The organism is Polaromonas sp. P2_G11 (genome assembly GCF_056403595.1).
Map to the genome: position 1 here is coordinate 707,389 of NZ_JBFUFE010000002.1, position 16,527 is coordinate 723,915.

Annotated in this window: 15 protein-coding genes; all 15 read right to left on the reverse strand. The window is 61.3% G+C overall.

The window, feature by feature from the left end:
* Positions 1–313 precede the first annotated feature (313 nt).
* The 15 genes from AC1DWQ_RS09950 to AC1DWQ_RS10020 all read right to left on the reverse strand — a co-directional run bounded on the left by AC1DWQ_RS09950 (position 314) and on the right by AC1DWQ_RS10020 (position 16,526).
* On the reverse strand, positions 314–1,672 hold the full coding sequence (locus AC1DWQ_RS09950) for a trypsin-like serine protease (protein ID WP_477669467.1): 1,359 nt from the start codon (positions 1,670–1,672) through the stop codon (positions 314–316).
* Between the two features lie 3 nt (positions 1,673–1,675).
* Positions 1,676–3,241 carry a hypothetical protein gene (locus AC1DWQ_RS09955; protein WP_477669468.1) on the reverse strand — a complete coding sequence of 522 codons (1,566 nt, stop codon included), beginning with the start codon at positions 3,239–3,241 and terminating at the stop codon, positions 1,676–1,678.
* A gap of 191 nt (positions 3,242–3,432) precedes the next feature.
* A complete protein-coding gene (locus AC1DWQ_RS09960; RefSeq protein WP_477669469.1) occupies positions 3,433–4,716 on the reverse strand; it encodes an amidohydrolase family protein in 1,284 nt (427 codons plus the stop codon).
* 29 nt (positions 4,717–4,745) lie between these two features.
* Positions 4,746–5,372, reverse strand: a complete 627-nt coding sequence (locus AC1DWQ_RS09965) for a GNAT family N-acetyltransferase (protein ID WP_477669470.1) — start codon at positions 5,370–5,372, stop codon at positions 4,746–4,748.
* A gap of 3 nt (positions 5,373–5,375) precedes the next feature.
* The gene (locus AC1DWQ_RS09970; protein WP_477669471.1) at positions 5,376–5,834 is read right to left on the reverse strand and encodes a hypothetical protein; all 459 of its coding nucleotides are present in this window, start codon (positions 5,832–5,834) and stop codon (positions 5,376–5,378) included.
* A complete protein-coding gene (locus tag AC1DWQ_RS09975; RefSeq protein WP_477669472.1) occupies positions 5,834–6,775 on the reverse strand; it encodes an ABC transporter permease in 942 nt (313 codons plus the stop codon). Before AC1DWQ_RS09975 ends, AC1DWQ_RS09970 begins: the two co-directional genes overlap by 1 nt.
* Positions 6,776–6,946: 171 nt before the next feature.
* The gene (locus AC1DWQ_RS09980; RefSeq protein ID WP_477669473.1) at positions 6,947–8,026 is read right to left on the reverse strand and encodes an ABC transporter permease; all 1,080 of its coding nucleotides are present in this window, start codon (positions 8,024–8,026) and stop codon (positions 6,947–6,949) included.
* On the reverse strand, positions 8,023–9,657 hold the full coding sequence (locus AC1DWQ_RS09985; RefSeq protein WP_477669474.1) for an ABC transporter ATP-binding protein: 1,635 nt from the start codon (positions 9,655–9,657) through the stop codon (positions 8,023–8,025). The genes AC1DWQ_RS09980 and AC1DWQ_RS09985 overlap by 4 nt, the downstream gene beginning before the upstream one ends.
* Positions 9,654–10,337, reverse strand: a complete 684-nt coding sequence (locus AC1DWQ_RS09990) for an alpha/beta fold hydrolase (RefSeq protein WP_477669475.1) — start codon at positions 10,335–10,337, stop codon at positions 9,654–9,656. Before AC1DWQ_RS09990 ends, AC1DWQ_RS09985 begins: the two co-directional genes overlap by 4 nt.
* Positions 10,338–10,456: 119 nt before the next feature.
* Positions 10,457–10,900, reverse strand: a complete 444-nt coding sequence (locus tag AC1DWQ_RS09995; RefSeq protein ID WP_477669476.1) for a VOC family protein — start codon at positions 10,898–10,900, stop codon at positions 10,457–10,459.
* A gap of 1 nt (position 10,901) precedes the next feature.
* A complete protein-coding gene (locus tag AC1DWQ_RS10000; RefSeq protein WP_477669477.1) occupies positions 10,902–11,909 on the reverse strand; it encodes a 5'-methylthioadenosine/S-adenosylhomocysteine nucleosidase in 1,008 nt (335 codons plus the stop codon).
* A gap of 34 nt (positions 11,910–11,943) precedes the next feature.
* Positions 11,944–12,945, reverse strand: coding sequence for a BMP family protein (locus AC1DWQ_RS10005; RefSeq protein WP_477669478.1), 1,002 nt, complete (start codon positions 12,943–12,945; stop codon positions 11,944–11,946).
* Positions 12,946–13,131: 186 nt separating this feature from the next.
* Positions 13,132–13,773 carry a uracil phosphoribosyltransferase gene (gene upp / locus AC1DWQ_RS10010; protein ID WP_477669479.1) on the reverse strand — a complete coding sequence of 214 codons (642 nt, stop codon included), beginning with the start codon at positions 13,771–13,773 and terminating at the stop codon, positions 13,132–13,134.
* Positions 13,774–13,882: 109 nt separating this feature from the next.
* The gene (locus tag AC1DWQ_RS10015) at positions 13,883–15,202 is read right to left on the reverse strand and encodes a URC4/urg3 family protein (RefSeq protein WP_477669480.1); all 1,320 of its coding nucleotides are present in this window, start codon (positions 15,200–15,202) and stop codon (positions 13,883–13,885) included.
* Positions 15,195–16,526 carry a GTP cyclohydrolase II gene (locus tag AC1DWQ_RS10020; protein WP_477669481.1) on the reverse strand — a complete coding sequence of 444 codons (1,332 nt, stop codon included), beginning with the start codon at positions 16,524–16,526 and terminating at the stop codon, positions 15,195–15,197. Before AC1DWQ_RS10020 ends, AC1DWQ_RS10015 begins: the two co-directional genes overlap by 8 nt.
* Position 16,527: the final 1 nt, after the last annotated feature.

Genomic DNA, 16,527 nt, shown 5'->3' on the forward strand with positions numbered 1-16,527 from the left:
GCAACTTTGCCACTACTTCGGCTGTCTCCGCCAACAGCATGCCCTTCTTCCACACCCTCAACCGGTTCGCCCGCAAGCGGATGGTCTCCACCGGGTCACGCACAGCGCTGCAAGCCGATACAGAACGCCGCAACTTCCTGTCAATGTACGCAACGTGATTGGGTAAGGATTTTTGAACCACACCCAGACTATTGGCATCGGGGGGCGAGAAAACCACAAGTAGTGTGGGGAACGCCCACACTCTGCACTTGTATGGGTCTGTAAGAGGATTTAAAAGTCACTGAATGCCATGGCAAGTAGACTTAGGTTGGGTTTATTGAATGCAGGCTTCAGGAAGCCTGCCGCAAATAAAACCATGATTTCGTGAGCTTAGCAAGGATGCATGGCCTTGAGCGGAAGCGATGCACGCGTCCGCGCTGCTCGTGTCCGCAGATTGGAGCAGGGCACTCACTACACCAATCAGTCGCGGACTGCTACTTATGCCATTCACCCGCCCAGCGAAAAGTCCTCCGCCGGAATCTCCCCCACAAATACCACCTGCGGTCGATCCTGCAGGTGCGCCAAAAGTGATCAGGTCAGCGTTGGCATCCAGGCCTTCAGGTAGGTTATTTCGAATTGCCACCATTAATGTGAGATCGCTGTTGTCATAAATGTTGGTAACGCCATAGCCAACTACACTGACCTGTGAAGACTTGGGAAGACCACTGAGTATTCTGACGCTCTCAATACTTGAGGGGAGTGCGTCCATATCCGACTTCTTCAACCTCAGAAGTGCAATATCTTTTCCCTCTCGAATCATCTGGTTAAGAGCGTCAACAGTATTCGGGAAAGCTTCCGGAATACCGTCTCCGAGCCATTCGGTTGCTTCGACCAAAACTTTTTTCATGTTTAGATTCAGATGTCCTCGCATCGCGTTGACCGTTTCGGAACCTTGTTGAAATGGCAAGAAGACCGCAACCTCCGCCGGCGAAAACTTACCTCGCGTCTCTTCGTTTAGCAAGCAATGAGCTGCAGTTAGAAACCAGTATTTCGCTATGACCGTCCCTGAGCAAAGCATGTAGTTTTTGTCCGGACGCGTCAGCGCCAGCATGCCGGAGTAAAGCAAACCCGACCTCCATACCGTCGGCTTGAGTCCCTTGTAATTCCCAGGGATTTTCCCAGGCTGGGATTTGTCAGGTGCGTTCACCTCGGGATTGGTGCTAAAGACCGCACCGAGTCCGAGCACGATACGGTTATTTTTATCCAGGCGAAGCTTCGAATCCAGGATGCGAGAGGCGATCTCCGGGTTTGAAGATTTGCGAGCCAGCTCCAGAATTAACTTGGAATCTATTCCGCTTGCGTTGATCCTTCCCGAGGGAATCTGATCTTTCAATGCGGTGCCCAGTTTGAGCAGGTTTAAACGTGCGTTTGCCTTGTTATTCAGATCAACGCCGCTACGGCCGCTTTGATCCTTAAGAACTGCGTCGAGTACATCGAGGTCGTAACTCTTGAACAATCGCTCTTTCGTGGAGTCATTCAAGTTGACCTCTGCGATACGGCTTTTTGCCCGTTCCAATCGAAGTTCCCGGAGCTGTTCAACGTCACGACTGTCAAGTCTTTCCCGTAGCTGAATTTCTTGAGCAGTACCGTGCCCTGCCCAGAGCACCAGACTGAATAGAATTACTGCTTTCACGGGCTACTCGACTTTCTTCTTGAGAAGTGCGTCGTACTGCTGTTTAAGCGTTTCTACTTCGATCTGCTTCTGGAGCAGGGCTTTCTCTTTTGTAAGCGGGTCACCCGCCGAAGCCTTCGCCAGGTCAAGTTCATTTTGTTTGGTCGTTAGAGCAATCTGGGAATCGATGGCATTGATCTGATTCTGCTGCTCTTTCTTTTGCCTTTCATCAGTGGCCGCTGCTTTAGCTTTCAAGGTATCGACGCGCAGTTGCATTAAATCTGCAAGGGATTTGGCCGTATCCGATGCAGCAGCGGCCCCCCGCTCAGCCCTCGCGGCCGCTTTGAAGCTCAACTCACTCATTGATCCGTCTTCGTTGAAAGAAGCATTTACCGAGTTGTTATCAAATGGCTCGTTTTTCAACCACACCAAGCCTTTGGCGCCAAATTGAGGCAGGCTTACAGAGTTTGCTGAATAAAATTTGACGCCATTTTGGGTTTTATCACCTACGAAAACATAGCCCGTCGATGGCAGCAGGTAAACAACCCCTGCGTACTCAGCGTCCTTCACGCCTGCCACGACGTCAGTGGCTGTACCGGCTTTTCGAGCTCTTTCGGGAACTTGCACACATATCTCTGCAGAAAAAAGCTTTCCATCCGCCGGTTTGGCCGTGTCGGGTGCGAAGCTGGATGTCGCGAGCCTGGTCCAGTATTCCGCTTGACTAGAGGAGAATTCCTGGCAGACTTTCTCGCCATTGGACTGCCGAGGGGACCAGCCTACATACCTGGCTGTCGTAGTCAAGTCCTCCGTGAGAGAAGCCAGACGAGCCTGAAGAACCAGATTCTTTGCTTTTCGACCGTCCACAGTTGCCAAATCGATCTGGAACTGGATATCTGCGATTTGAAGCAGCAGTTGCTTAACGTCGACGTCCCGGCTCTTACTTTTACGCTCACGTACTTTTGCAAGCTTATCTTGCTCAATCTTCAATTTCTTCGTCCAGACTGCAGCTAAGGCTTTGTCGTCTTTTTGGTCCTTATCCGCTGCCTTCAGAAGAGGCAAATCTTTGCTCAAGATCTTTTGCCGTTCCGCAATTCGCTCAGTCATGAAATCTGCGCAATCGCCGTATGCCGAGGCAGAGGTTGCTGACACGCCCGCTAGCGCAACCGCCTTAGCCAGATTTAATACCGTACCCGAGACAGAAGCAATTACCTGAGCCGTTCGATCATCAGCTTCGGCGCTCAGCGACTTGATCATCCCGTTCGGGTGAAGTTTGATGGTGGCAGCGGTAACCTTCATGGGTGAGTTGAGCAACTCGTAGCGAAGGCTGTAGGTTTCGAGTGGATCAGGCTCCAAATGGAGTACCGCTGAGCCCGCAACTAACTCGTACGCCAAGACTGGGGCACCACCTGGTGACAATATTGAGCATCCCTTGACAAGAAACCTGGCTTCAGCGTCGAAAGCTGCCATAGGCAGGTTGTAGAGCACACCGACCGTCGCATCCGCCTCTTTCGATACAGGTTTTGTTTGTAGTTGGGTCGTGCAACCGGCAAGGGCCAGCGACGCGGCCGTCAGAATCGAGAGTTTGAGCATGGGATCCCCCCTTTTTTTGATGTGTGGCGCTTGATTCTTGGTGAGCCGAGCTCATGGCGCATCATCTGTTTAGGGGAGCTTTGGCAGCGGGAGGCCCAATTGCCAATATTGCCCAATTGCCGATTGGAGTGTGAGCACGCCGTCGTGCCTTAGCCAACGATTCCGCTGGGAACGTGGCTGGCGTTGGGTCTTTACGAGCTAGTCTGGAATGAGGTGATATCGGGACGGCCGGGCAGGTGGAGCGTTGCCACCACCTCCGGGGTTTGCGCCAGCAATTGGCCCTTCTTCCACACTTTTAATCGGTTCGCCCGCAAGCGGATTGCCTCCACCGGGTCGCGCGCCTGGAGCAACACAAAGCTTGCGTCGCAGCCTACGTCCAGGCCATAGCCCTGCAAATGCATGGCCCTGGCGGCATTGACCGTCACCGCGTCGAAGCACTGGCGTATGCCTTTCTGGCTGGTCATTTGCGCCACGTGCAGGCCCATGTGCGCCACTTCCAGCATGTCGCCGCTGCCCATGCCGTACCAGGGGTCCATCACGCAGTCGTGACCGAAGGCGACGTTGACGCCTGCCGCCATGAGCTCGGGCACGCGGGTCATGCCGCGGCGCTTCGGGTACGTGTCGTGGCGGCCTTGCAGGGTGATATTGATCAGCGGGTTGGCGATGACGCTGACGCCACTCTCGGCGATAAGCGGCAGCAGCTTGCTGACATAGTAGTTGTCCATGCTGTGCATGGAGGTGCAGTGGCTGCCGTTGACGCGGCCCTGCAGGCCCAGGCGCTGGGTTTCGTCGGCCAGGGTTTCGATATGGCGGGAGAGCGGGTCGTCGGATTCATCGCAGTGCATGTCGACCAGCAGGCCGCGTTCGGCCGCAATCTCGCACAGCAACTTCACGCTGGCTGCGCCGTCGGCCATGGTGCGTTCAAAGTGGGGGATGCCGCCGACCACGTCCACGCCCTTGTCGAGTGCGCGCTCCAGGTTGTTGATACCGCCTTTTGTTCGCAGCACGCCGTCTTGCGGGAAGGCGACCAGTTGCAGGTCGATGTATGGGGCGACCTGCTTTTTGACTTCAAGCAATGCGTCTACCGCCAATAGGCTGGGTTCGCTGGTGTCCACGTGGCTGCGAATGGCCAACAGCCCTTTGGCGACGGCCCAGTCGCAGTAGGTGAGGGCGCGTTCGATAAGCGCTTCGGCTGTGAGCAGGGGCTTCAGTTCGCCCCACAGCGCGATGCCTTCGAGCAGCGTCCCGCTTTCATTGACACGTGGCAGGCCGTAACTGAGCGTGGCGTCCATGTGGAAGTGCGGGTCGACAAAAGGCGGGCTCAGCAGGTAGCCACCGGCGTCTACCGTTTCATGGGCTTGCGCACCCGCGATAGGGCCTTCGCTGACCTGGGTGATCTTGCCGTTCTGCACGGCGATGGTCATGCCGGTGCGGCCGTCGGGCAGGCTGGTGTTGTTGATCAGCAGGTCAAGCATGGGAAAGGTGCTCCATTTCTTCTGCGCGGTCAGGCTGTGGGCGCTGTGTTGTCGCGCGTGGTTTTGCCCCAATCTTTTTGGGGCAAGCGGTACAGGCGGTGTCGCCGCACCGGGCTGTCGGCTGGTACGGAAGGGTGGTCAAACTGTTCACCGGGGCTTTCCTCCATTCCCAAACGGTGCATTACGGCGCGGGAGCGAGCGTTGTTGAGGCTGGTGAAGGCCACGATTTCGTCCAGCTGCAAGACGTCAAACCCGATGCGCAGCGCCAGGCGTGCGGCTTCCTGGGCTAGGCCGTGGCCCCAATAGGGCTGGGCCAGGCGCCAGCCGATTTCAACGCAAGGGTTGAAGGGCAGATCCGCGGTCGGGCTGTTCAGGCCCACGAAGCCGATGAACTGAGGTGCATGGGTGCCCGCTGGCCGGTATTCCGCTGCCCACAGGCCCCAGCCACGTTCGGTGATCGAGGTGCTGATGCGGTCAACCAGCGCGTCACTTTGCGCGCGTGTAAGCGTCGCGGGAAAGTGTTCCATGACCTTGGGGTCTGCATTCAGTGCGGCAAAGGGAGTGCGGTCATCGCCCACCCAGGGGCGCAGGCGTACGCGCGCGCCTGCCAGAAAGGCGGGAGGGACGGCGACGTGGCCTGAGGGCGTGCTGCGCATGGACTAACGCTCTCCTTTGCGGTAGCGATACTGGCCGATTTCTGGACCGACCTCGATGGTGACGCGGCGCAGCCTGTCGTCATGGCCGGAGGCGGCGCGCGCCGTGAGCACGATGCCGCGTGGCGTTGTGCGGCAGGTGAGACCGCTGAGCATGATTTCCGAGTGGTCGTTGTTCAATTCGGCGATCCCCACGGTGTGCCCGGCATGCAGGCTGCCATTGGCATCGCGTGTCATCCACTGGATGTAGAGGAATGATTGTGCGTACTGGTCTGCGTGCACGACGCGGTAGGTGCCCTGGCGGCCTTTGCCCCATGTGCCGCACATTTGCACCCAGCTGACGGCGTCAGGCGTCTTGAAGCTGTCGTAGCTGTAGTCACTGCCCAGTGCCTGCGCGTTGGCGCAGCCCAGTGCCAGCAAGGCTGCCAGCAGTGTGCCGCGTGGGGCAAGGGGTGTCGTCATCATCAGCGTTCGCCTTTTCGGTAAGGTTTCATCAACGCCTGAGGATACGCCGCCTTGCGCGCCACCAGCACCAGCGCCAGGATGGAAAGGGCGTAGGGCAGCATCAGGTACACCTGATAGGGCACATTCACGATGCCCGAGGTTTGCAGGCGCAGCTGCAGTGCGTCGAAAAAGGCGAACAGCAGCGCGCCCAGCAGCGCCTTGCCCGGCCGCCACGAGGCAAACACCACCAGTGCCACGCACACCCAGCCGCGGCCATTGACCATGTTGAAGAAAAAGGCGTTAAACGCCGACAGCGTGAGGAAAGAGCCCGCCACGCCCATGAGCGCCGAGCCGGCCACGATGGCAGCGGTGCGGGTGGCCGCGACGGAGACGCCCTGGCCTTCGGCGGCCTGGGGGTTCTCGCCGACCATGCGGATGGCCAGGCCCGCCGGCGTGCGGTAGAGCAGCCAGGCGATCAGCGGCACCAGCGCTAGTGCCAGCAACGTGAGCGAGGTCTGCGCTGCCACCACGTTCAGCCCGCCGCCGGGAAAGCCGTCGAGCCAGTGCATGGGGGCGAAGGGTGTGATGGTGGGTGGCGTGTCGACTTTGGGAAAGCTGACGCGGTAGCCGTAATAGCTGAGCGAGGTGGCCAGCAAGGTGATGCCAAGCCCGGACACGTGCTGGGACAGCGCCAGGCCGACTGTGAGGAAGGCGTGCAGCAGGCCGAACACCGCACCGGTAAGCGCCGCCACGCCCACGCCTGCCCACAGCGGCGCGCCGCCGTACACGGCCAGCCAGCCGCTGAAGGCGCCGGCGACCATGATGCCCTCGATGCCCAGATTGAGCACGCCGGCGCGTTCACACAGCAGCACGCCCAGCGTGCCAAGGATGAGCGGCGTGGCGATGCGCAGCACGGCTATCCAGAAGGGCGCTGCGGTAAGGATATCGAGCATTTCAGCCATGCAGGACGCCTTTTCCCGTTGGCTTGCAGGTTGCTGGTGCTATGGATTTAATAGCTGGTTGCGCTTGTCTGTATTGGCTTGTGGCTATTATTTGCTTAAGAGCTGTGCGTGTAGCTTCAGCCCGGGCGGCAGTGGCCGCATGGGTTGGCAGGGCGCGGGTGCTGAAGAATTTCATGCGGCCCGGCCTTTTTCTTTTACGACCAGCCGGTATTGCGTCATCAACGTGGCCACCAGCACCGAGATCAGCGACGCCGCCACGATGACGTCAGCGATATAGGTGGGCACGCCCACGGCGCGGCTCATGGTGTCGGCGCCGACCAGCACGCCCGCCACAAACACGGCTGCCGCCAGAACGCCCAGGGGGTTGAGTGCGGCCAGCATGGCAATCACGATGCCGGTGTAGCCGTAGCCGGGTGACATGTCGAGCGTGACGTAGCTGGTGCGGCCCGCCACCTCAATGGCGCCGGCCAGCCCAGCCAGAGCACCCGACAACAGCGCAACCAGCACCACCGTGCGGGTGACGGGCACGCCGGCGAATGCCGCGGCTTTGGCGTTGGCGCCCACGGCGCGTATGTCAAAGCCCAGTACGGTGTACTTCAGCAAGGCCCACAGCGCTATAGCCAGCGCGGCGGCCCACAGCAGTCCGGTGTGGATGCGTGTCTGCGCGACGAGCCTGGAAAGCTCCAGCTCGCCCTGCAGCGCCACGCTTTGCGGCCAGCCCATGGCAGTGGGGTCTTTCATGGGGCCGTCGAGCATCGCCGACACGAACAGCAGCATGATGAAGTTGAGCAACAGGGTGGTGACGACTTCATCGACACCCAGGCGGGCCTTCAGCAAGGCCGGGCCCAGCAACAGCAGTGCGCCGGCAATGGCGGCGGCCAGCATCATCAGCCCGAACAGCAGCCAGATGGGCAAATCAAAACCGCTACCCCCGTGCATGCCGCCCACAGCCACGGCGGCCAGCGCGCCGGCATAAAGCTGGCCTTCCGCGCCAATGTTGAAAAGCCTCGCCTTGAAGGCCACCGTGGCGGCCAGGCCGGTCAGGATGAGGGGCACCGCACGGGTAAAGGTTTCGCTGAGGGCAAAGACGGAGCCAAAGCCGCCCTTGAACAGCAGCACATAGGTTTGGCCCAGCGGCGCACCGGCCCACAGCACCAGCAGTGCGCTGATCAGCAAGGTGAACGCGATGGCGCCGATGGGTGCCAGCACCAGGGCCCAGCGCGAGGTTTGCGTTCTTTTCTCCAACCTCATGAGGCCACTCCCAACGCGGGCTCGGCACGGACACCGGCCATCGCCAACCCGATCAACTCTCGCGACCAAGTCTCGGCGGGCAGGGCCTCCGTCAGCTGGCCCGCGTGCATCACAGCCACTCGGTCGCCGAGCGCCACCACTTCGTCCAGGTCGTCAGAAATGACCAGCACGGCCGCGCCAGCGTCTCGCGCGGCGATCAGTTGCTGCTGCACATAGGCAACGGCACCAATGTCCAGGCCCCAGGTGGGCTGGTGGGCGATGATCAGTTTGGCCGGCTGGGGTGCGGTTTCGGAAGAGGGGAAACATTTTTCCGACGGGCCGCCCCTAGAAAAAATAGCCCCCTCGGGGGGCAGCGCAGTACGCGAAGCGACAAGCGTGGGGGCCACGAGCGCCCGCCCGAGGATGAGCTTTTGCATGTTGCCGCCCGACAGTGAGCGCGCCGCGGTGTGCGGCCCGCCGCCGCGCACGTCAAACTCGCGCATGATGCGGGCCGCATGGGTCTGCGCGGCCTTGCGCTTGACCCACAGCGCTTTGGAAAACGCCGGGCTGCGCAGGCGCTCTGACACGGCGTTTTCCCAGACGCTGAGGTCGCCGACCACGCCGACGCCATGCCGGTCTTCGGGGATGCGCGCCACGCCCTGGGTGACCAGCCAGGCTGGCGAGGCCTTCATGGGCTGACCCAAAAATGTCACAGAGCCCTGGCTGGCGGCGCGGGTGCCGCACAACAAGTCGGCCAGGGCGAGCTGGCCGTTGCCTGAGACGCCCGCAATGGCGACGATTTCACCGGCCCTGAGTTCGAGCGAAACGCCATCCAGGCGGTCTTGCCCCGCATTGGCCGTGCTGACACCTTCCAGTGTGCAGACCGGCAGGCCGGTTGACGGCGCGGGGCGGCGCTGTGTGCTGGTGACAGCATGGCCCACCATCCATTGCGCCAGCTGCGCCTGGCTGGTGCCGGCGGCTGGTGCTTCGGCCACCAGCTTGCCACCGCGCAGCACAGCCACACGGTTTGACACGCGCAGCACCTCGCCCAGCTTGTGACTGATGAAAATGATGGACAGGCCCTGCGCCACCATCTGGCCCAGCGTGCCGAAGAGCGCCTCGCTTTCCTGCGGCGTCAGCACGGCGGTGGGTTCGTCCAGGATCAGGATGCGTGCGCCGCGGTACAGGGCTTTCAGGATCTCGACCCGCTGGCGTTCGCCGACCGAGAGGCTGCCCACTTTGGCATCGGGCGCCACGGGCAAGCCAAAGCGCTGTGCCACCTCCAGCAATCTGGCGCGGGCTGCGCTGCGGCGTGAAAACAGCTGCCACAGCGGCTCGTCGCCCAGCATCACGTTGTCGAGCACGCTGAGGTTGTCGGCCAGTGTGAAATGCTGGTGCACCATGCCAACGCCGGCTGCCAGCGCGGCCTTTGGGTTGCCGGGCGGCAGCGGCTGGCCAAAGATTTCGATATCACCTTCGTCGGCTGTGTAGTGGCCGAAGAGGATGGACACCAGCGTGGACTTGCCGGCACCGTTTTCACCAAGCAGCGCGAGGATTTCGCCGCTGTGCAGCTCGAGCGAAATCGCGTTATTGGCAACCAGCGGGCCGAAGCGTTTGGTGATGCCACTGAGGCGAAGAACCGGGGCAGTCATGACGAGGCAGACCCCAGCTTGCGGCAGAACGACTGGATGGCCAACGCGGCGGGAGCTGGTGAGACTTGCAAAAGGCAATGCGGACCTTCTATTTTCACGATCTCTATGGACGGAAGGTCTTGCTTCAGAGATTGCGCGGCAGATGCAGGAACCACCTGATCCTGCGTTGCCTGCAGATACATCACCGGCACGTGGAGCTGTTTGAGTTTATCCCTCACATTCACATGAAGAACCTCTTGAGTTCGCTTGGCCATTGCTTGCGGTGAAAGCTGCCGCAGTGCCTGCTCAAGAGAGTTTCTCAGCTGGGGAGATGCAAATCTACCGAGCAAAAAGGGGCTGACAAGGCGGGTCAGCAGATGCGGAGGGATTTTCCGGGACACCCAGTTGTCCGCAAGATGGGAGACAAAGGAAAAGGCAGGACGGGGATTTTGCGCAAAAGTACAGCTCAGGATCACTCCACGCAAGCCGGCAGGCCGGGTAGCCGCAATGGAAATGGCCAAAGGCCCGGAAAAAGATTCACCCAGCAATACGAATGGCGCTGCGGTCATGCGCGCCAGGATGAACTTGTGCAAGTCGTCATAACCCAGCGCGTCATGTCCAGGGTAGCGCACGACTTCAACGTGCATGGATGGCGTCAGTGCGTTGACCAGCGGCGCAAGCAAATCTCCTGTGCCATCCATTCCGGGTAGCAAGATGAGCCGTAGAACAGGGAGAAGGGGCGCGGTCATCCGAAAGAAGCAGTGTTTAGCAATGTGGCTTTCAGATCAACAGGGACCGCAGCACTGGCGGCTGCGAATGCTTAACCGAGGGATTCCCAGTGGTCATGCCGGTCGCGCCGCTCCTGGCGGTAGTTGGTGATCTCCAGACGAAGGCCGTCGGGGTCGGTGAAAAAAGTGGCCCAGTAGTCGGGTGCGTATTCGCCGTGGTTGTGCGGCTCGCTGGCGTTGATGCCGGAGGCTTGCAGCAGCCGCGCGCATTCGGCCACGTCTTCGACAGTGTCTACGCGCAGGCAGAAGTGATGAAGGCCGGGCGAATACGAGTCGTGCGCGGCTTGCGAGCGGGCAGGCCGCAGCACATAACCAAAGTGGCGGTTGTAGTACTGGATGTGCGGGTCGCCGCCTATCGTGAAGGTGTTTTTGCGGCAGCTGAGCGTCTTGAGCATCAGCTTGTCGTAGAACGCTTCCGACTCGGCCATGTTGCTCACGGCAATGTAGATGTGGTCTATGCCGGTGAGCTCGGGCATGCTATTTCCAGGCGGCCAGGAACGCCAGCAACACCTTGGCTGAGTTGTCGGCAGCGATGTTCATGAACGTGACCATTTCATTGGCCGCTTCACCGCCGCCGGCCAGGTCGCTGAGCGAGCGGAAAGCGATGTAAGGCACGCTGTTGCTGTAGGCCACCATGCCCACGGCGGCGGTTTCCATGTCGAGTACGTTGGCCTGGAAGGTCTTGAAGGCATATTCGCGGAAGGCGGCGTTGTCGACAAAGGCCTGGCCCGACACACCGTTGCCGCCCACCATCAATTGCGGTTTGTGCGTGAGGCATACCCCCGCGTTGCAGGCGCCGAGTTCGATGTTGCCCATGCCCCTGGCAACCTCGAGCATTGCGGGGTCGGCTTCAAACCAGAACTTGCGTACGGGCGCCGGGTTGGCGGCGGTGCGCGTTTCGACCGGTCGCGGGTGCAGCATGCCGAAGGGCGCCAGGGTCTGCGCCTCCATGCGCGGCGGGATGGTGAACCGGCCCGGCGAAGTTTCGCGTGCCATCAGCACTTCCAGGTATTGGCTCCACTGGGTGGGTACGCTGACGTCGCCGATGTGCAGGGCCGGGTTGACGCCACCAGCGATGCCGCTGAAGACGATGTGTGTGATGTTGAAACGGTCCAGCACCAGCTGCGTGTTCATGGACGCATTGACCATGCTGATGCCGGAAAGGAACAGCACGACCGGCTTGCCCTGCAGGGTACCGGTGGTGAAATCGACGCCGTTGATGCGGTGCCTGGCAGGGCCCTGCAAGCGGTTGAGCAGCAGAGTCAGTTCGGGCTGAAAAGCCGATATCACCGCGATGCGGGGCGTGGCGTCGAGCCGGACAGGAATGCCCGCAGCTGCGCCTGATGGATTGGATGGGACAGACGCCGGGCCCGCGCATCCCAACAGGCCAAATGATAGAAAGGCCAGGAAGGCCAGCGGAGCCGCGGCCCGCCAGGCAACAGGCTGGCTGAAAAGAAAACGCCGCAGGCAAAACAGGGAATGCATACGGCGCTTTCAGGTGAGGCGGTGAAACGCCGCCTTATTTGGCGGTGGACTTGGGCTGGCCGTCGTCGACCTTGACGGTGAACTTGCCGGCCAGGATGTCGGCCTCTTTGGCCTTGACCTTGGCGACGATGTCGGCGGGCACCTTTTTCTCGAAGGTGCCCAGTGGGGCGAGTTCGGAGCCCTTGTACTTCATCATGGAATAGGGGCCGTAGTCTTCGGCCTTGAATTTGCCTTCCTTGACGGCCTTGATCGCGCGGTCGATGCTGGGCTCCATGTTCCAGAGGGCTGACGCCACCACGGTGTCGGGGTATTTGTCTTGTGTGTTGATCACGTTGCCGATGGCCAGCTTGCCTTTTTCCTTGGCGGCGTCGCTCACGCCAAAGCGCTCGGCGTACATCACGTCGGCGCCCTTGTCGATCATGGCGAAGGCGGCTTCCTTGGCTTTGGGCGGGTCAAACCAGCTGTTGATGAAGCTCACGCTGAACTCGACCTTGGGGTTGGTTTCTTTCGCGCCGGCCATGAAGGCATTCATCAGGCGGTTGACTTCGGGAATCGGGAAGCCGCCGACCATGCCGATCTTGTTGCTCTTGGTCACGCCCCCGGCGATCATGCCGGAGAGGTAGGCCGGTTCCTGGATGTAGTTGTCGAACACCGAAAAGTTGGGCGCCTGCGCCTTGCCCGACGAGCCCACGAGAAAAGACACTTTCGGGAAGTCCTTGGCGACCTTGCGGGCCGCGGCTTCCACCGCAAAAGCCTCGCCGACGATGAGCGCGTTGCCGGCCGTGGCGTATTCGCGCATGACACGTTCGTAGTCGGCATTGGAGACGTTCTCGGTCGCCTTGTATTCGATCTCGCCGCGCGCTTCGGCGGCTTTGAGCGCCTTGTGCAGGCGGCTGACCCATTGCTGCTCAAACGGCACGGTGTAGATGGCCGCAACTTTGGTTTTGGCTGCCTGGGCAAGTGCCAGGCCGGGCAGGGCGGTTGCGAGGGCAGTGGCCAATAGGACGAGTTGACGGCGCTTGAAGGTCTGGTGCATGAGTTCCTCCGGGTAGGTTCAGGTTTTGGGTGACAAACAGAAAAACTAAAACAGGAGCAAAAAATCAAACGCTCGCAGGCTCCCCGAATTCGCCAGTCGGGGCCGCGGAACCGGCTTTGCCGGGCCGCAGGCGCAGCGGCCCCCTCGGGGGGCAGGGAGCTACACGCAGTGAGCGACCGTGGGGGCTCATTTCGTTCCGAAAATCCGGTCGCCCGCGTCGCCCAGGCCCGGCAGGATGTAGCCATGGCTGTTGAGCTCGCGGTCGATCGCCGCGGTGTAGATCGGCACGTCCGGATGTGCGGCCTGCAGGGCCTTGATACCTTCCGGGCAGGTCAGCAGGCAGACGAACTTGATGGACTTGGGGTTGAGCTCTTTGAGCCGCTCGACTGCGGCGATGGCCGAGTTGCCGGTGGCGAGCATCGGGTCGACCACGACAATGTCGCGCTCTTCCATGTCGTGCGGCATCTTGAAGTAGTACTCGACCGCCGTCAGGGTTTTCGGGTCGCGGTACAGGCCGACGTGGCCGACGCGGGCGCCGGGCACCACGCTGAGCATGCCCTCAAGAATGCCGTTGCCGGCGCGCAGGATGGAGACAAACACCAGCTTTTTACCGTCGATGACTTTGGAGGTGGTGATTTCGAGCGGGGTCTCGATCTCGATGTCCTGCATCGGCATGTCGCGCGTGACCTCGTAGGCCATCAGCATGCTGAGCTCGTTGAGCAGTGTGCGGAAGGTGTTGGTGGAGGCGTCCTTGCGGCGCATCAGGGTGAGCTTGTGCTGCACCAGCGGGTGGTCGATCAGGTGGACTTTGTTGCTCTGGATGGTCATTTTCTTGTGTGCCTCTGTGTTCTGTCTTTGTTTTGTCCGGTTGTTATTTTTGTTCTGCTTTTACCTGTGCCGGTGCCCGTCGGGTCCGCGCGTCTTTCGGGATCGATGTTCAGAATACGGTGCCGTCGCTTTCGATGTTCAGGGGCGGCAAACCTTGATGCAATTGCTGTGCCAGTGCACGCCCTGCGGCCCAGGTGCCGCCTTCGAGCACGCAGGCCAGTGGCATCTGCTCGGCGGTCAATCCCAGCTGCTCGCGCACCAGTGGGGCGAGCTCGTCGAGAAGGGCCACGGTGAGGGCGCGCCATTCGACGATCAGTTCGTCGCCGGCGGCATGCAAGCGGTCGGCCTGCGCCGGGTCTTTCAAAATCAGCACGCCGGCATCGAGGAACAGGCCGCCATTACGGTACTCGGGCAGGCCGGTCAGCGCGTCGAGCCCTTTGACCTGCACACCGGCCCATTCGAAAGGCTCCAGCAGTGAATAGGTGAGCCACTGCGACAGCTTGTGGAAAGGCATCCAGCCATGACTGGGCCCAGCTTTTTCGGACTCATCGTCGCCTGCCGCGCTGTGCTGCCAGCAGTCGCCCAGGGGAATGTTGCCCATGACATTTTGGGCTGGCCAGATAGACGAGAGGCTGGTGAGCAGCACCGACAGCAGCTCGTGCGCCTCGATAGCACTTTGCCCGGGTTGCGCCAGCGCTTCAAACAGATGGCCGGGACGGCCGCGCTGGCCAAAGAGGGCAGGCTGGTCCTGCAGTGCCTGGCCGAGGCGCCGCAGCAGCGCGGCGCGGCCTTCGAGGCCGATCAGCGGGTTTTCGGGCGTGACCTGAAAAGCCAGGGCAAGCTGGTCTGCGGTAATGGTTTTGAGCTTGAGGGCATCGGCCTGCAGCGGTTGCTGTGGATCGCTGGAAAAGAGGCCAGCCATGAAGGCGTGAAAACTTGCCACCCCCAGGCCCTCGGAACGGCTGTATTCGCTGCAGGGATGCTCCCCTTGGGCGGCTTCGAGGTAGTGCCACTGGGCGCCGGCGCCGGCGTCCAGCAGCACGCTGATGAGCGCGAGGTCAATCTGGGCGCGGGCGCGCCCGGCAGGCGTGGCGGATGCCAGTGCTGCATTGAGTAAACCCAGGCGGTCAATGCCGCCAGCTTCAAAATGTCGCCAGCGGCTGTGGTACGGAATGTCCAGGTCCGGGTAGCGGGCGCGGGTGATTTCGGCAACCAGCGCAGCGGCGGTGGTCATGGCGCCGTCGTTGACGGTAAACCAGGCGGATTCGCCGCGGCGTGCGCGCTCAAGCAGGGCAGAGGCGCGGGCGCGTATGGTTCTGGTGGAACGCAATTCCGCGGCGGCGCTGATCCCGCGCAGGTTTCCGGCGATGGTGTAGGTGGCGTTGGCGGGGTTGCTGGGACTGTCAGGAGCAGGTGTGGTTTCAGACATCCAGCCCCCGGCCCTTGGCTTTTTTCAGTTCTTCGGCGTCGGGCACCGCGCCGGGGGTGAAATAGCCTGCGGCCATCTTGGCGTCCATTTCGACCTGGGCGTCGGCCGGGATCATGTGTTCGGGAATATTGATGCGCTGAACTACCTCGATGCCCGAGCGGGTGATGGCGTCGTACTTCATGTTGCTCATGGAAACGAGCCGGTGGATTTTGCGGATGCCCAGCCAGTTGAGCACGTCTGGCATAAGTTCCTGGAAGCGCATGTCTTGTACGCCGGCAACGCACTCCGTGCGGTTGAAGTACTGGTCGGCGGTGTCTCCACCGACCTGGCGCTTGCGCGCGTTGTAGACGAGGAATTTCGTGACTTCGCCTAGCGCCCGGCCTTCCTTGCGGAAATAGGACACCAAGCCCACACCGCCGCGCTGGGCACCCTGGATGCACTCTTCAATGGCGTGTGTGAGGTAGGGGCGGCAGGTGCAGATGTCGGAGCCGAAGACGTCGGAGCCGTTGCATTCGTCGTGCACGCGGGCGGTGAGTTCGACATCGGGGTTGGCCAGGTCGCGCGGGCGGCCAAAAATGTAGGCGGTGAGGCCGCCGATGGGCGGCAGGAAGACTTCCAGGTCGCTGCGGGTGACGAGCTCGGGGTACATGCCGCCGGTTTCTTCAAACAGCACGCGGCGCAAATCGGTTTCGCTGCAGCCAAAGCGGCGGGCAATTTCGGGCAGGTACCAGACCGGTTCAACGGCGACCTTGGTCACCATGGCCGCGCCGCCGGCTGTCAAAAACTTGCCGTCGGCCTTGAGCCTGCCCGACTGCAGGGCTTCGATCACCTCGGGCAGGATCACGTGGGCCTGGGTTACGGCGATGGTTGGCCGGATATCGTACCCCGCTGCCAGCTCACTGGAAAAAACGTCGGCCACCATCGCGCCCCATGGGTCCATAGCGACGATGCGGCCGGGCTCGCTCCATTGCGGGTAGGGACCGATCACGTCGGTCGGCGAGGTGTTCGTCAGGTCGGCTTTGTGGCTGGCCTTGAGCGCGCCGGAAGCGACGGCGAGCGCGCGGTAGACGCTGTACGAGCCGCTGTGCGTGCCGATGACGTTGCGGTGGCTGCGTTTGGTGGTGGTGCCCACCACCGGGCCGCGTTCGGCGGCAGTGGCGGCGGCCCAGCGGATAGGCAGGGCGCCATAACCTCCTGCGTGAGAGGTCAATCGGATGTGGGAGATCGCAGGGCTGGCCGGAGCTGTGGAGGAGGCAGGCGCAGAAACAGGCGAGGGGGAGGCCGGCCTTGGATCAGGTGACTTGACGGCAACTTCAGCAGGCATT

Coding starts and splice junctions, on each gene's coding strand:
- AC1DWQ_RS09955 (WP_477669468.1), bottom strand. CDS start 3,241: ATGCTCAAACTCTCGATTCTGACGGCCGCGTCGCTGGCCCTTGCCGGT.
- AC1DWQ_RS09960 (WP_477669469.1), bottom strand. CDS start 4,716: ATGCTTGACCTGCTGATCAACAACACCAGCCTGCCCGACGGCCGCACC.
- AC1DWQ_RS09965 (WP_477669470.1), bottom strand. CDS start 5,372: ATGCGCAGCACGCCCTCAGGCCACGTCGCCGTCCCTCCCGCCTTTCTG.
- AC1DWQ_RS09970 (WP_477669471.1), bottom strand. CDS start 5,834: ATGATGACGACACCCCTTGCCCCACGCGGCACACTGCTGGCAGCCTTG.
- AC1DWQ_RS09975 (WP_477669472.1), bottom strand. CDS start 6,775: ATGGCTGAAATGCTCGATATCCTTACCGCAGCGCCCTTCTGGATAGCC.
- AC1DWQ_RS09980 (WP_477669473.1), bottom strand. CDS start 8,026: ATGAGGTTGGAGAAAAGAACGCAAACCTCGCGCTGGGCCCTGGTGCTG.
- AC1DWQ_RS09985 (WP_477669474.1), bottom strand. CDS start 9,657: ATGACTGCCCCGGTTCTTCGCCTCAGTGGCATCACCAAACGCTTCGGC.
- AC1DWQ_RS09990 (WP_477669475.1), bottom strand. CDS start 10,337: ATGGATGGCACAGGAGATTTGCTTGCGCCGCTGGTCAACGCACTGACG.
- AC1DWQ_RS09995 (WP_477669476.1), bottom strand. CDS start 10,900: ATGCCCGAGCTCACCGGCATAGACCACATCTACATTGCCGTGAGCAAC.
- AC1DWQ_RS10000 (WP_477669477.1), bottom strand. CDS start 11,909: ATGCATTCCCTGTTTTGCCTGCGGCGTTTTCTTTTCAGCCAGCCTGTT.
- AC1DWQ_RS10005 (WP_477669478.1), bottom strand. CDS start 12,945: ATGCACCAGACCTTCAAGCGCCGTCAACTCGTCCTATTGGCCACTGCC.
- upp (WP_477669479.1), bottom strand. CDS start 13,773: ATGACCATCCAGAGCAACAAAGTCCACCTGATCGACCACCCGCTGGTG.
- AC1DWQ_RS10015 (WP_477669480.1), bottom strand. CDS start 15,202: ATGTCTGAAACCACACCTGCTCCTGACAGTCCCAGCAACCCCGCCAAC.
- AC1DWQ_RS10020 (WP_477669481.1), bottom strand. CDS start 16,526: ATGCCTGCTGAAGTTGCCGTCAAGTCACCTGATCCAAGGCCGGCCTCC.